At 71.5% G+C, this 13441-nt stretch carries 15 protein-coding genes and 1 pseudogene; 8 read left to right on the top strand and 8 right to left on the bottom strand.

The features are described from left to right. The 5 genes and pseudogenes from JM949_RS14945 to JM949_RS14925 form a co-directional block, all read right to left on the bottom strand. Positions 1–205, bottom strand: a pseudogene (locus JM949_RS14945) (3-carboxy-cis,cis-muconate cycloisomerase); the annotation flags it as partial. Continuing rightward, positions 180–752, bottom strand: a complete 573-nt coding sequence (gene pcaG / locus JM949_RS14940; protein WP_203149084.1) for a protocatechuate 3,4-dioxygenase subunit alpha — start codon at positions 750–752, stop codon at positions 180–182. The gene pcaG and the pseudogene JM949_RS14945, both read right to left, overlap by 26 nt. Next, positions 745–1500, bottom strand: a complete 756-nt coding sequence (pcaH, locus tag JM949_RS14935) for a protocatechuate 3,4-dioxygenase subunit beta (protein WP_203149083.1) — start codon at positions 1498–1500, stop codon at positions 745–747. The genes pcaG and pcaH overlap by 8 nt, the downstream gene beginning before the upstream one ends. Further along, complete coding sequence (locus JM949_RS14930; RefSeq protein WP_309232163.1) at positions 1436–2311, bottom strand: CoA-transferase subunit beta; 876 nt, start codon at positions 2309–2311, stop codon at positions 1436–1438. Before JM949_RS14930 ends, pcaH begins: the two co-directional genes overlap by 65 nt. Then, on the bottom strand, positions 2308–3126 hold the full coding sequence (locus JM949_RS14925; protein WP_203149082.1) for a CoA transferase subunit A: 819 nt from the start codon (positions 3124–3126) through the stop codon (positions 2308–2310). The genes JM949_RS14930 and JM949_RS14925 overlap by 4 nt, the downstream gene beginning before the upstream one ends. Before the next feature lie 229 nt (positions 3127–3355). Here JM949_RS14925 and JM949_RS14920 point away from each other — a divergent pair, with 229 nt between their 5' ends. From JM949_RS14920 to JM949_RS14885, 8 genes are all read left to right on the top strand, one after another. Continuing rightward, on the top strand, positions 3356–4816 hold the full coding sequence (locus tag JM949_RS14920; protein WP_203149081.1) for a benzaldehyde dehydrogenase: 1461 nt from the start codon (positions 3356–3358) through the stop codon (positions 4814–4816). A 24-nt stretch (positions 4817–4840) separates the two neighbouring features. After that, positions 4841–6013, top strand: a complete 1173-nt coding sequence (locus JM949_RS14915; RefSeq protein WP_203149080.1) for a 4-hydroxybenzoate 3-monooxygenase — start codon at positions 4841–4843, stop codon at positions 6011–6013. Between the two features lie 212 nt (positions 6014–6225). Continuing rightward, the gene (locus JM949_RS39130; RefSeq protein ID WP_203149079.1) at positions 6226–6696 is read left to right on the top strand and encodes an ABC transporter substrate-binding protein; all 471 of its coding nucleotides are present in this window, start codon (positions 6226–6228) and stop codon (positions 6694–6696) included. Further along, positions 6603–7199 carry an ABC transporter substrate-binding protein gene (locus JM949_RS37045; protein ID WP_203149078.1) on the top strand — a complete coding sequence of 199 codons (597 nt, stop codon included), beginning with the start codon at positions 6603–6605 and terminating at the stop codon, positions 7197–7199. The genes JM949_RS39130 and JM949_RS37045 overlap by 94 nt, the downstream gene beginning before the upstream one ends. A 5-nt stretch (positions 7200–7204) precedes the next feature. Continuing rightward, a complete protein-coding gene (locus tag JM949_RS14900) occupies positions 7205–8005 on the top strand; it encodes an ABC transporter permease (RefSeq protein ID WP_203149077.1) in 801 nt (266 codons plus the stop codon). Continuing rightward, positions 8002–8826 (top strand): ABC transporter permease, encoded by an 825-nt coding sequence (locus JM949_RS14895; protein ID WP_309232162.1) that lies wholly within the window; start codon positions 8002–8004, stop codon positions 8824–8826. The genes JM949_RS14900 and JM949_RS14895 overlap by 4 nt, the downstream gene beginning before the upstream one ends. Beyond that, entirely contained in the window at positions 8819–9631 is an 813-nt protein-coding gene (locus JM949_RS14890) for an ABC transporter ATP-binding protein (RefSeq protein WP_203149076.1), read from the top strand. The genes JM949_RS14895 and JM949_RS14890 overlap by 8 nt, the downstream gene beginning before the upstream one ends. A 38-nt stretch (positions 9632–9669) precedes the next feature. Continuing rightward, positions 9670–10557, top strand: a complete 888-nt coding sequence (locus JM949_RS14885; RefSeq protein ID WP_203149075.1) for a PaaX family transcriptional regulator — start codon at positions 9670–9672, stop codon at positions 10555–10557. Here the strand turns inward: JM949_RS14885 and JM949_RS14880 are convergent. Genes JM949_RS14880 through JM949_RS14870 form a run of 3 tightly spaced genes read right to left on the bottom strand, consistent with a single transcriptional unit; the run spans position 10481 to position 13415 of the window. Further along, on the bottom strand, positions 10481–12004 hold the full coding sequence (locus JM949_RS14880) for an acyl-CoA synthetase (RefSeq protein ID WP_238433191.1): 1524 nt from the start codon (positions 12002–12004) through the stop codon (positions 10481–10483). The genes JM949_RS14885 and JM949_RS14880 overlap by 77 nt on opposite strands. A gap of 59 nt (positions 12005–12063) precedes the next feature. Next, positions 12064–12516 (bottom strand): MaoC family dehydratase, encoded by a 453-nt coding sequence (locus JM949_RS14875; protein WP_203149074.1) that lies wholly within the window; start codon positions 12514–12516, stop codon positions 12064–12066. 17 nt (positions 12517–12533) lie between these two features. Then, positions 12534–13415, bottom strand: a complete 882-nt coding sequence (locus JM949_RS14870; protein WP_203149073.1) for an amidohydrolase family protein — start codon at positions 13413–13415, stop codon at positions 12534–12536. Positions 13416–13441 lie beyond the last annotated feature (26 nt).

The raw sequence follows: 13441 nt of genomic DNA, 5'->3' as shown, positions 1-13441 counted from the left end.
CGTACCGCTCGGCGCGCAGTGTTCGACGATCGCGTCGGCCGCCGGCCGGGGGCAGGACGCCGGCGTCCGCCGCGGCGCGGGCGAGCGCGGCCTCCGCGTCGAGCATCGCCCGCAGCAGGGACGAATCGCTGAGTTCCCGGTCGACGTCCCGGGCGCCGGATAGGCCGCCGAGCAGGCCGTCAGACGGCGAAGAAGACTGTCTCACGGTCACCCTGCAAACGGATGTCGAAGCGGAACCCGTCCGGCGCGGGGCTGGCCAGCAGGGTTTCCCGGCGGTCGGCGTCGACGCCGCGCAGCACGGGGTCGACGGCGTTCGCCGCCGGCTCGTCGGCGAAGTAGAGCCGGGTGACGAGGCGGTGCAGCAGACCTCGCCCGAGGACCGACAGGCTCAGGTGGGGCGCTTCGGTGCCACCGTCGGGGTCGGGCAACGGCCCCGGCTTGACGGTCAGCAGCCGGTACCACCCCTGCCCGTCGGTCTCGCTGCGCCCGAAGCCCCGGAAGCCCGGCACCGCGGGCGGCCGGGCGCCGCGCGGGTCGTCCGGGTGGTCGAACCGGCCGTCCGGGTCGGCCTGCCAGCTCTCCACCATCGCGTCCACCACCGCCGCGCCGGTGCCGTCGAAGATCCGGCCCCGGATCCAGAACGCGCCCGGCGTGCCCTCGGGTACGACGTACGGACCGTCGGGCCAGCGCAGCCCGATGTGCAGGTACGGCCCGACCGTCTGCGCGGGGGTGCCGCCCAGCCGCTCACTCATCGTCGTCCCCGTCCTCGAACGGGGTGCTCTCCCGGCCCCGCAGCACGATGTCGAACTCGTACGCCAGCGCCCACTCGGGTGCGGTGCTGGCGTGGTCGTACCGGGCGACCATCCGCTGCCGGGCGTCCGGGTCGGGCACCGAATTGAAGATCGGGTCCTGGAAGAAGAGCGGGTCGCCGGGGAAGTACATCTGCGTCACCAGCCGCTGGGTGAACGCGCGGCCGAAGAGGGAGAAGTGGATGTGCGCCGGCCGCCAGGCGTTGTCGTGGTTGCGCCACGGGTAGGCGCCGGGCTGCACGGTGACGAACCGGTAGTGCCCCTGGTCGTCGGTGAGCGCCCGGCCCACCCCGTCGAAGTACGGGTCGAGCGGTGCCGGCCAGGTGTCGCTCGCGTGCCGGTAGCGCCCCGCGGCGTTGGCCTGCCAGATCTCGACGAGGCTGCCGGACACCGGTCGGCCGTCGCCGTCGCGGACCCGGCCGTGCACGATGATCCGCTGTCCCTGCGGCTCCCCGTCGTGCTGGCGGGTCAGGTCGTGGTCGTGCTCGCCCAGCCGTCCCTCCCCCAGCAACGGGCCGGTGATCTCGGTGAGCCGCTGCGGCAGGTACGTCAGCGGCTGCCTCGGCGCCCGCGCCACCGTCGACCGGTAGCCGGGACTGAGCAGGGGTGGGTGGACGTCGACGTCGTCAGGCCGGTAATTCGGCAGCACGAGGTCGGCGTTGGGCTGGTGGACGGTGTGCTGGGTGGTCATGGTCTCTCCCGTCACCCTTCCGGCACCACGACCGGCGCCGGGTGCTTCGTCGCCTCGAGCGCGCGCAGCACCGCCAGCTCGTGCGCCGTCGGTGGCGCACCCGTGCCCAGCGGCTCGGCGACGGCGAGGTCCCAGCCGGTGGCCGCCCGCGCTGCTCCCGGGTGACGCCCGGGTGCAGGCGGGTCAGGGTGAGTTCGCGGGTGACCGGATCGGGTTCGAGGACGCCGAGGTCGGTGATCACCAGTCGGGGACCGCCGCCGCGCAGGCCGAGTCGTTCCCGGTCGCCCGGACCGGACCCGTACCCGACCGAGGTCACGAAGTCGACCCGCTCGGTGAACGTCCGGCGGTTCTGCCGGACGATCACCACGACCTCGCCGCAGGAGGCGGCGATCTCCGGGGCGCCACCGGCGCCGGGCAGCCGGACCGTCGGGGCGTGGTAGTCGCCGCCGACGACAGTGGTGTTGATGTTGCCGTGGCGGTCGAGCTGCGCCGCACCGAGGAAGCCCACGTCGACCCGGCCGGGCTGGAGCCAGTAGTTGAACACCTCGGGCACCGACACCACCGCGTCGGCCGTGTCGGCGAGAATGCCGTCCCCGATGGACAGCGGCAGCCGGTCCGGCTTCGCGCCGAGGCAACCGGACTCGTAGATGAGCACCAGGTTCGGGGCGTGGGTGGCCCGGGCCAGGTTCGCCGCCGTGCTGGGTAACCCGATCCCGACGAAGCAGGCGGTGCCGTCGCGCAGTTGGCGGGCGGCGGCGACGGTCATCATCTCGTCCGCGGTCCAGCCCGGCGTGCTGGTCTCGTCGGTCACGCCGGCGCCCCGGCCTGGTGCACCTGCTGGTCGAGCCAGGCGCGGAAGGTGTCGCGGTGCCGACTGACGGCGTCCCAGGACCGGTAGAAGTCGTTGTCCCGTACCGAGTAGCCCTGGGCGTAGGACGGGTGCGCGCCGCCGGGCACCTCGGCGACCGCCGTGATCGCCCAGCCGGGCAGGACGACCTGCCCGGGTACGGCTTCCAGCTGGTCCACGATCTCCTCGACGGTGACCAGCGACCGGTGTGCGGCCAGCACCGCCTCCTTCTGCACCCCGGTGATGCCCCACATCTGCACGTTGCCCATCCGGTCGGCGCGCTGCGCGTGCACCACTGTCACGTCGGGACGCAGGGCGGGCACGGCGGTGAGGACCTCGCCGGTGAAGGGGCAGCTGATGGGCCGGATGTTCGTGGTGTGTCGCGGCAGGTCGGTGCCGGTGTAGCCGCGCAGGACGGCGAACGGCAGCCCGGACGCGCCGGCCACGTAGCGGTTCGCCATGCCGGCGTGACTGTGCTCCTCCAACTCCAGCGGACCCGGCCAGGCGTGCTGCACGGCGTCCCGGAAGCGGTGCAGCGACCCCACGCCGGGGTTGCCGCCCCAGGAGAAGACCAGCCGACGGGCGCACCCCGCCCCGATCAGCTGGTCGTAGATGACGTCGGGCGTCATCCGCACCAGGGTGAGGTCACGCCGTCCCTGCCGGATGATCTCGTGACCGGCGGCGAACGGGATGAGATGGGTGAACCCTTCCAGGGCCACCACGTCACCGTCGTGGACCAGGTCGGCCACGCCGTCGGCCAGCGAGACGAGCTTCGCCATCAGCCTCCCCCGCCCCCGCGACCAGCATGGCGACGCCGGTTGTTCGCTATGCGGACTGTCGTACTGATATCGAACGTACGGCGGCCATCGGCATCCGTCAACGCCGGGTTCCCGCCGACAGGTCCGGACCACGCGTTGACGCGAGCCAGACCGCGTGCCAACGTTCATAAAGAGAACGGCCGTTCGGTAGGCGAACAACCCCGAGGCCCACGCTCCCAGGAGGACCCCCGTGACGCTGCTCGACGAGACGAACTGGCAGGGCAAGGTCCACAGTGCCGGGTGGGTGACCCCGGCCGGCGGCTCGCTTCCGGTCCGGTCCCCCGCCACCGGAGAGCAGCTCGGCCAGGTCGGCGTGGCGAACGCCGACGACGTGCGGCGAGCCTGCGCCCACGCCGCCACCGCGCAGCGCGCCTGGGCCGCCACCGGCTACGCCGAGCGGGCCGCCGTGCTGCGCCGGGCCGGGCACCTGTTCGCGCAGCACGCGGCGGAGATCGGCGACTGGATCGTGCGGGAGTCCGGGTCCGTCGCACCCAAGGCCGAGCTGGAGACCGACACCGCGGCGCAGGAGTGCCACGAGGCGGCGGCGCTGGCCTCACATCCCCTCGGCGAGATCATTCCGAGTGCGCAGCCACGGCTCAGCCTCGCCCGCCGGCTGCCCGTCGGCGTGGTCGGTGTGATCGCGCCGTTCAACGTCCCGCTCATCCTGGGCATCCGCTCCGTCGCCCCGGCTCTGGCGCTGGGCAACGCCGTGGTGCTCAAGCCCGACACCCGCACCGCGGTCTGCGGTGGCTTCTCGATCGCCTGGGTCTTCGAGGAGGCCGGCCTGCCCGAAGGGCTGCTGCACGTCCTTCCCGGCGGGGCCGAGACCGGCGCGGCGCTGGTGGCCGACCCGAACGTGCGACTGGTCAGCTTCACCGGCTCGACCGCGGCCGGCCGCGAGGTCGGCGCGGCCGCCGCACGCCACCTCAAGCGGGCACACCTCGAACTCGGCGGCAACTCCGCCCTGATCGTGCTCGACGACGCCGACCTGGATCTCGCGGTCTCCGCCGGCGCCTGGGGGTCCTTTCTGCACCAGGGTCAGATCTGCATGACCACCGGACGCCACCTGGTGCACGAGAGCCTGGCCGGGCGGTACGTGGAGCAGCTGTCCGAGAAGGCCGACCAACTGCCGGTCGGAGACCCGGCAAAGGAGCCTGTGGCACTCGGGCCGATCATCGACGAACACCAGCGGGACAAGATTCACTCACTGGTCACCGCGAGCGTCGACGCGGGTGCCCGGCTCGCCGCCGGCGGCACGTACCAGGGGTTGTTCTACCGCCCCACGGTGCTCGTCGACGTCACGCCCGCCACCCCGGCGTACGCCCAGGAGGTCTTCGGCCCGGTCGCGCCGGTGCTCACCTTCGCCGACCAGGACGAGGCCGTGGCCCTGGCCCGGCAGACCGAGTACGGCCTGTCGTTGGGCATTCTCAGCCGCGACGTGATGCGGGCGATGGCGCTGGCCGACCGGATCCCCAGCGGGATCGTGCACATCAACGACCAGACCGTGAGCGACGAGGCGGTGGCGCCGTTCGGCGGGGTTGGCGCCTCCGGCACCGGCTCCCGGTTCGGCGGCGCCGCGGCGAACGTCGAGGCGTTCACCGAGACGCAGTGGCTCACCATGCGGGGCAGCATCACCCGGTACCCGTTCTGACCTCGGGAGGAAGCGTTGTCGGAGATGCGTACCCAGGTCGGCATCGTCGGTGCCGGGCCGGCGGGGCTGATGCTGTCGCACCTGCTGCACCTGCACGGCATCGAGTCCGTGGTGCTGGAGGGCCGCGGCCGTGCCTACGTCGAGCGCCGGCTACGGGCGGGTGTCCTCGAACAGGGCTCGGTCGACCTGCTCCGTCGCGCCGGTGTCGGCGAGCGGCTGCACCGGGAGGGGTTGCGGCACGAGGGCATCGAACTGCGCTTCGCCGGGGAGTCGTACCGGGTGCCGATGACCGAGCTGACCGGGCGGTCGATCACCGTCTACGGGCAGCAGGAGGTGGTCAAGGACCTGATCGCGGCGCGGCTGGCGGCCGGCGGCACGATCCTCTTCGACACCGAGGCGGTCCGCCTGGACGATCTCGACTCGGACACGCCGTCGATCCACTTTCGACGCGACGGACGAGCGGAGGAGCTGCGCTGCGACTTCGTGGCCGGCTGCGACGGCTTCCACGGGGTGAGCCGTGGCGCGGTGCCCGAGGGGGTGCTGACCACCTACGAGCGGACGTACCCGTTCGCCTGGTTGGGTGTCCTCGCCGCCGCCGCTCCGGCGGTGGAGGAACTCATCTACGCCAACCACGACCGGGGCTTCGCCCTCTACAGCATGCGCTCACCTGAGATCTCGCGGCTGTATCTCCAGGTCGCGCCCGACGAGGACCTCGCCGCCTGGCCGGACGAGCGGATCTGGTCGGAGCTGCGGACCCGACTGGAGACGGTGCCGGGTTGGTCGCTCAACGAGGGGCCGATCCTGGAGAGGTCGCTCACCCCGATGCGCAGCCTGGTGGTCGAGCCGATGCGGTGGGAGCGCCTGTTCCTGGCCGGGGACGCGGTACACATCGTCCCGCCGACCGGCGCGAAGGGCATGAACCTGGCCCTCGCCGACGTCGCGCTGCTCGGGGAGGCCTTCGCCGCCTGGTACGGCCAGGGGCGCACCGACCTCCTGGACAGCTACTCGGCCACCGCGCTGCGCCGGGTCTGGCGGGCCCAGCACTTCTCCTGGTGGATGACCTCGATGCTGCACCGGCTGGATCGCGACGACCCGTACGAGACGAATCTGCAGATCGCGACCCTGCGCTACGTCGCCACCTCCCGTGCCTACGCCACCAGCCTGGCCGAGAACTACGTGGGCCTACCCGAGGTCTGACCACAGGGGCTGCGGACCGCAGCCACAGCGGTGCGGAGGGTTGTTCTACTTATTCCTGACGGGCGTCAGAAATTCTTGACTTTCGATGCCGGCGTGCCCGACCATGGCCAGCACAGCGGCGTGCCCCCACGCAGCGGTAGTCCACCCGCAGATCCGAGGCATCCGCCGGCTTTCGACGCACCCACCACCTCCGCGAAGGAAGGGCCTCGTCAATGAAGAAGGTCATGGCTCTCGGGTTGATCGCCGCTACCGCGATCGCCCTGTCCGGATGTACCGACTCCGACGCGTCCAGCCCGTCCGACCAGGCCTCGGACGGGTTGCGCAAGGTCCGGGTCGCGGCGCTGCCCATCACCGAGACCGCAGCGCTGTGGGGCGGCATCAAGGCCGGCATCTTCGCCGAACGCGGGCTCCAGGTCGAGGTGCTGCCCGCCCAGGGTGGCGCGCAGGCCATTCCCGCCCTGCTGAACGGCGACATCGACTTCGCCATCGGCCAGCCCTTCGGCCCGTTCCGGGCGACCTGCGCAACCTCGGCGTCGTCATCATCGGCAACTACGCCTCCTCGTACGCCGACGGCGACGACATCAACGCCGTGGTCGCCTCGGCGAAATCCGGCATCAAACGGCCTGCCGACCTCGCCGGCAAGCGGGTCTCGGTCAACAGCCTGGGCGCCGCCGGCGATGTGACGATCATGGCGGCCGTCGAGAAGGACGGCGGCAACCCGGCCACCATCAAGTTCGTCGAGGTCGCCTTCCCGGACGCCCCGGCCCAACTCGAAGCGGGCAACATCGACGCGGCCTGGGTGCCGGAGCCCTTCGTCACCCAGCTGAAGAGCCGTGGCGACACCTTCGTCGTCGCGCCCTACCAGGCAGTCGTACCCGGCCTGACCACCCTCACCACGATCACCAGCAAGGAGCGCACCGAGAAGGACGCGGCGCTGGTCGGGGACTTCTCGGCGGCGATGAAGAAGACGCTGGAGTGGGCCAACGACCCGGCCAACGAGGCGGCCGTCCGGCAGGCGATCAAGGACAACCTCCAACTGCCCCCGCCGGTGGCGGAGTCGGTGCGACTCCCGGCGTTCGGCTGGCAGGTCGACCGCGCCAGCCTGCTGTCGCTCAGCGAACTCGCGCAGAAGTACAAGGTGCTCGACCAGCAACCCAACCTCGACCGCCTGATCCAACAGCAGTAGCCGGCATGCGCGTCCCTCCCGCCCGACGCCGGCGCGCGCTACGCAAGGCGTCACTGGGCGTCGCCGGCCTGGCCGGGTTCCTCACCGTCTGGCAGTTGATCCCGACGCTGGGACTGGTCAATCCGCAGTACCTGCCGTACGTGACGGACGTGCTGGCGCGACTGGCCGAGCAGCTCGTCGACCTCGCGTTCTGGCGGCGGCTGGGCAGCACCATGACGTCCTGGGCGATCGGTCTGACAGTGGCGACGACCGCCGCCGTCGTCCTCGGCACCATCGTCGGGCTGGTTCCGCTCCTGCGCCGGGCGACACACACGACTGTGGAGTTCCTCCGACCGATCCCGTCGGTCGCCCTCATCCCGCTCGCCGTCCTGATGTTCGGCATCCAGCAGCGGGCCGCCCTCGTCATCATCGTCTACGCGTCGTTCTGGCAGGTGTTCGTGCAGGTGATCTACGGGGTCGCCGACGTCGACGTGGTCGCTCGGGACACCGCTCGCAGCTTCGGTCTCCCCCGCCGCCGGCAGTTGTCGCACCTCGTCCTGCCGACAGCGCTGCCGTACCTGATGACGGGCCTGCGGCTCGCGGCGGCGGTCGCGCTCATCCTCGCCATCACCGCGGAGATGGTGATCGGCAACCCCGGCCTCGGCCGCATGATCGAGCTGTCCCGATCCGCCGGGGACGCCACCGGGCTCTACGCCCTCGTCGTGGTCACCGGCCTGCTCGGGCTCGTCGTCAACCTCGTCTTCCGGTTCATCGAGCGTCGGGTGCTCTCCTGGCACCAGTCGGTACGCGGGGAGGAGGTGTGGTGACCGGGTACCCCGGCCGGGTCGCCTTCCCGCCACGCAGGCGGCGACTCGGATTCCGCATCGCGGCCAGCCTGCGGCACGCGCTCGGGCTGCCGATGCTGCTCCTGGTGGCCTGGGGCCTGGTGGCGACGAGGGCGACGAGTCAGTTCTTCCCCGACCCGCTGGCCATCTCGCAGGCCTTCGTGGACACCTGGGTCGGCCCGGCGTTCGTCGAGGACGTGCTGCCGAGCCTCTACCGCCTCGGCCTCGGTGTCGCCGCGTCGATAGTGCTCGGCGTCGCCGCCGGCACGGTCATCGGCCTGGCCCACTGGCTACGCGAACTCCTGGAGCCGCTGCTGGAGTTTCTCCGGGCGATCCCGCCACCGGTGCTGATCCCGGTGGCCATGCTCCTGCTCGGCATCACCGACACGATGAAGGTGGTCGTGGTCGTCTCGGGCGCGGTCTGGCCGATCCTGCTGAACACGATCGAGGGTGTCCGGGCGACGGACAGCGTCATGACGGAGACCGCGACGTCGTTCCGGGTCACCTGGTGGGAGCGGCTGCGCTTCCTGGTGCTCCCCGCCGCCAGCCCGCGCATCATGGCCGGGGTCCGGCAGGCGCTCTCGGTCGCGCTCATCCTGATGGTCATCTCCGAGATGTTCGCCTCGTCCTCCGGGCTCGGCTACCGGATCGCCTACTTCCAGCGCAACTACCTCATCGCCGAGATGTGGAGCGGCATCCTGCTGCTCGGGCTCGTCGGCGTTCTCCTCGCCGTCGCCTTCGGTCTCGTCGAACGGCGCGTCCTGCGGTGGTACCACGGAATCAGGGAGGTCAACCGTGCCTGATCGGAGCACCCTGCTGCGGGTGGAGCACCTGCGGAAGGTCTACGGGTCCTCGACGGGGGACGTCGAGGCGATCAGGGACATCAGCTTCAGCATGGACGCCGGTCAGCTCGTCTGCATCGTCGGGCCGTCCGGCTGCGGCAAGACCACCCTGTTGAAGTGCCTCGCCGGCCTGCTGCGGCCCACCGGTGGTGTGGTCGAGATGGACGGTTCGCCGGTGACCGGGCCGAGTCCCGCCATGGCCGTGGTGTTCCAGGAGTACGGTCGCAGCCTCTTTCCGTGGCTGACGGTGCGCGGAAACGTCGAGCTTCCGCTACGGCACCAGAAGCTCACCCGCGCCGAGCGGCACACGCTGGTCGCCGACGCCCTCGCGGCGGTGGGTCTGGCACCCGTCGCGGGTAGCCACCCGTGGCAGCTCTCCGGGGGGATGCAGCAGCGGGTGGCGATCGCGCGGGCCATCGCCTACCAGCCCGAAGTCCTGATCATGGACGAACCGTTCGCCGCGGTGGACGCGCAGACCCGGGCCGACCTGGAGGACCTGGTCCGCGAACTGCACGTCAGCCGCGGGATCTCGGTCCTCTTCGTCACCCACGACATCGACGAGTCGGTGTATCTGGGGCAGCGCGTTCTAGTATTGTCCCAGTCGCCGACCTGGGTCCAGGAGGACCTCGCGATCGACCTGCCGCCGGCGCGCGACCAGATCACGACCCGCGCCCTGCCCCGCTTCACGGAGCTGCGGACGCACGTCTACGACCAGATTCAGCGGGCCAAGCGTGGGCAGGTCGGGTCCCCGCCGGCCGCGCCGTGACCGGCGACCGGGCAGCGGTTCCGCCGAGAGGAAGGGCTGTGGGTAGACGCCAGCCGAAGCAACTGTTGCTCGCCTTCTTCGGCGAGCATGTTGTCGATGGCGCCACCGGGCCGATCCGGGCGAGCGCCCTGATCAGCGTGTTGGAGGGTGCGGACGTCGCCGCGCCGACGACCCGCGCGACCCTCGACCGGCTCGTGCAGAGCGGCATCCTCGACCGCACCAGGAGCGGCCGGGAAACCCTCTTCTCACTGACCGAGCACGGGGCCGCGGTGCTCCGCGAGGCGACCTACCGGGTGCGCGGGCCACGGCCGTTCGACCCGCAGGGCAGCGGGTGGACGCTTGTCACCTTCTCGATCCCCGAGGGCCAGCGGATGCTGCGGCACCGGCTGCGCTCGACCCTCACCTGGGAGGGTTTCGCGCCGCTGCGGGACGGGCTCTGGCTGGCACCCGGCGAGGTCGACCTGGCCGGGTCGTTGGAGCCGCTGCGGCAGGACCTCGCGCCGCACGCCGTGGTCGCCTTCCACGCCCGCGAACTCGCCGGGTTCCCGATCGGCGAGAGTGTGCGCGCCGCGTGGGACATCGAGGCGATCCGTCGCGAGCACCTGGCGTTCATCGACGCGTGGCACGACGCGGCCGCGACGACGATGGCACCGAGCCCGCTGACCGTGCGGACGATGCTCGTGGCGGACTGGCTCGCGCTGCTGCGCGCCGACCCGAGGCTGCCGCCCGAGTTCATGGACGCGGAGTGGCCGGCCACCCGTTCGGCGGAGACCTATCGCCGGGCGCACGAGAAGCTGGCCGAGGCGTCCAGCGCGGAGTTCGCCGCGCTCGTCGCGACCCGACCCGTCGCTAGCCGCCGAACCGGGCCCGCAGGTCGGCCTTCCGCACCTTCCCCGACGCGGTCCTCGGCAGGTCGGCCACGATGACCACGTTCTTCGGCAGCTTGTAGCGCGCGACCTTCCCGTCGAGGTACGCCCGCACGCTGTCGGTGTCGACGGACGTCCCCTCCCGTACGGTCACGATCGCCCACGGCACCTCTCCCCAACGCTCGTCCGGCACCCCGATGACCGCCGCCGAGGTCACCCCGTCGATGGCGGTGAGCAGGTGTTCGAGTTCGGGCGGATAGATGTTCTCGCCGCCGGATATGATCATGTCCTTGAGCCGGCCGGAGATGTAGAGGTAGCCGTCGGCGTCCAGGTAGCCCAGGTCACCGGAGCGGAACCAGCCGTCGGCCGTGAACGCCTCGGCGGTCGCCTCCGGCAGCCCGTGGTAGCCGGGGAAGACGTTGGGCCCGGCCACCTCGATCTCGCCGACACCGCCGGTGGGCGCCGCCGCACCGGTCGGGTCGGTGATCCGTACGTCGGTGAAGAAGTGCGGCAGGCCGACGCTGCCCTGCTTGGCTCGGGTCATCGCCGCCGGCAGCGCGGTCGCGCCCGGTGCGGCCTCGGTCATCCCGTAACCCTGCGAGAACGACAGGCCCCGCGCCTCGAACGCGTCGAGGACGCGGGTCGGCACCGCCGATCCTCCGCAGGTGAGTTTCGCCAGCGTCGACAGGTCGGTCGAGGCCCAGTCCGGATGGTCGGCCATCAGCTGGTAGGTGGTCGGCACGCCGCTGAGCATGGTGACTCCGTGCCGCTCGATCTGGGCGAGCGCGCGGCCCGGCTCGAAGCCCTTCTCCAGGACCAGGGTGGCCCCCTTGAGCAGGACGGGCAGGGCACCCATGCCGAGCGAGGCGACGTGGAACAGCGGCGAGATCATCAGCGCGACGTCGGTCGAGACGACGTCGTAGTCGACCACACAGTTGAGCGCGACCCAGGTGAGGTTCCCGTGGGTCAGCACCGCGCCCTTGGCCCGGCCGGTCGTGCCCGAGGTGTAGACGATCACTGCCGCGTCCTGGTGGGTGCTGTCAACCGGGTCGGTGAACCCGACGGCGGCCCGCGCCAGGCGGGCGAGCCCAGGCCACTCGCTGGTGCCCTCGCCGGTGACGATGACGTTCGGGGCTCCGGCGGCCGGCCCGGCGGCGGCCACCGGCCCGGCGAAGTCCGGGTCGTGGATCAGCACCCGCGCGCCGCAGTCGGCGACGACGTAGCCGATCTCGGGTGCGGCGAGCCGGGTGTTGACCGGCACGAAGACGGCACCGACCTGCGCGCAACCGAACATCACCGCGAGGAAGTCCGGACTGTTCCCGCCGAGGTAGGCGACCGCGTCGCCCTTGCCGACACCCCACTCGCGCAGCACCACCGAGACCCGGTCCGCGGCGTCGGCGAACTGTCGGTACGTCATGGTCGCCTGGTCGCCGTGGACGAGGGCGACCTTGTCCGGCGACCTGAGCCGGCGCTTGGCCACCCAGGCGCCGATTCCGTGCTGGTGCATCAGCAGTCTCCCGGTGGTGAGAGGTGGCGTGCTCGTCCGGCGCGGCGGACGCCCGGGGCTCAGGCGTAGAAGCGGTACAGCCCGCGTGCCACGACCGCGGGCTTGGCGCCGCCCTCGATCTCGATCGTCTGGTCGACGGTGAGCTGGTAGCCGCCCCGGATCTCGGCGACGTCGGCGACGGTGGCCCGCATGCGTACCCGCGACCCGACCGTGACCGGTGCGGGGAAACGCACCCTGTCGAGGCCGTAGTTCACCTTCGTCGACACGCCCTTGACCTCGAGCAGCTCGGTCCAGAACGGGATGGCCAGCGCGAGGGTGAGAAAGCCGTGTGCGATCGGCGCGCCGAACGGGCCGGTCTTGGCCCGTTCGGGGTCGACGTGGATCCACTGGTGGTCATCCGTCGCGTCGGCGAACAGGTTCACCTGGTCCTGGGTGACCGTCCGGTAGCCGCTGTGGCCGAGGTCGGTGCCGGCGAGTTCGGCGAGTTGGTCGTAGGTGATGGTCCGCGTCATGGCGCTTCCTCTCGTCGTCACCGGGTAAGGCGCAGCAGCCGGACCGCGTTGTCCTTCAGGATGCCGGGGAGCACGTCCGGACTGAGGTCGGTGGCGGCCACGTCACGCAGCCACCGATCGGGGGTGAGCAGTGGGTAGTCGGTGCCGAAGAGCACCCGTCGTCGCAGCAGCGAGTTGGCGTGGCGCACCAGCTCGGCCGGGAAGTACTTCGGGCTCCAGCCGGACAGGTCGATCCAGGTGTTGTGCTTGTGGGTGGCGACCGACAGCGCCTCGTCCTGCCAGGGCACCGACGGGTGGGCCATGATGATCTGAAGATCCGGGAAGTCGGCCGCGATCGGGTCGAGCAGCATCGGGTTGGACAGCCCGAGCCGCAGGCCGTAGCCGCCCGGCGTACCCGCGCCGATGCCGGTCTGCCCGGTGTGGAACAGCGCCGGGACGCCAGCCCGCTCCAGCAGGCCCCACAACGGCGCGTACTCGTCGTGGCTGGGGTCGAAGCCCTGCACGGTGGGGTGGAACTTGAAGCCGCGTACCCCCTCCTCCTCGATCAGTCGGGCGGCGAGTTCGAGGGCCGCCTCCCCGGTGCGCGGGTCGACCGACCCGAAGGGGATCAGCACGTCGGCGTGTTCGGCGGCGGCGCGGGCGATGTCGGCGCTGGACAGCGGCGGGTGGCGCAGTTGGGTGCCGGCGTCGACGGTGAAGACGACGGCGGCCATCGCGCGCTCGCGGTAGTAGCGCGCCACCGCGTCGACAGCGGGTCGCGGCCCGTCGGTCCGGAAGTACCGGGACACCGCCGCCACCAGCGGTTCGGGCAGGGAGGCGTGGCCGTGGTCGTCGACCTCGATGTGTACGTGCATGTCGATCGCCGTGACTGCGTCCAGGTCGATCGCGGGCTGGTACATGGCGGGCAACCTTGTCGTCGGGCGGG

Source organism: Micromonospora tarensis (genome assembly GCF_016803395.1).
GTDB lineage: Bacteria > Actinomycetota > Actinomycetes > Mycobacteriales > Micromonosporaceae > Micromonospora > Micromonospora tarensis.
The sequence above is the reverse complement of the archived record's forward strand: the minus strand, read 5'-3'. Positions and strand labels throughout refer to the sequence as shown.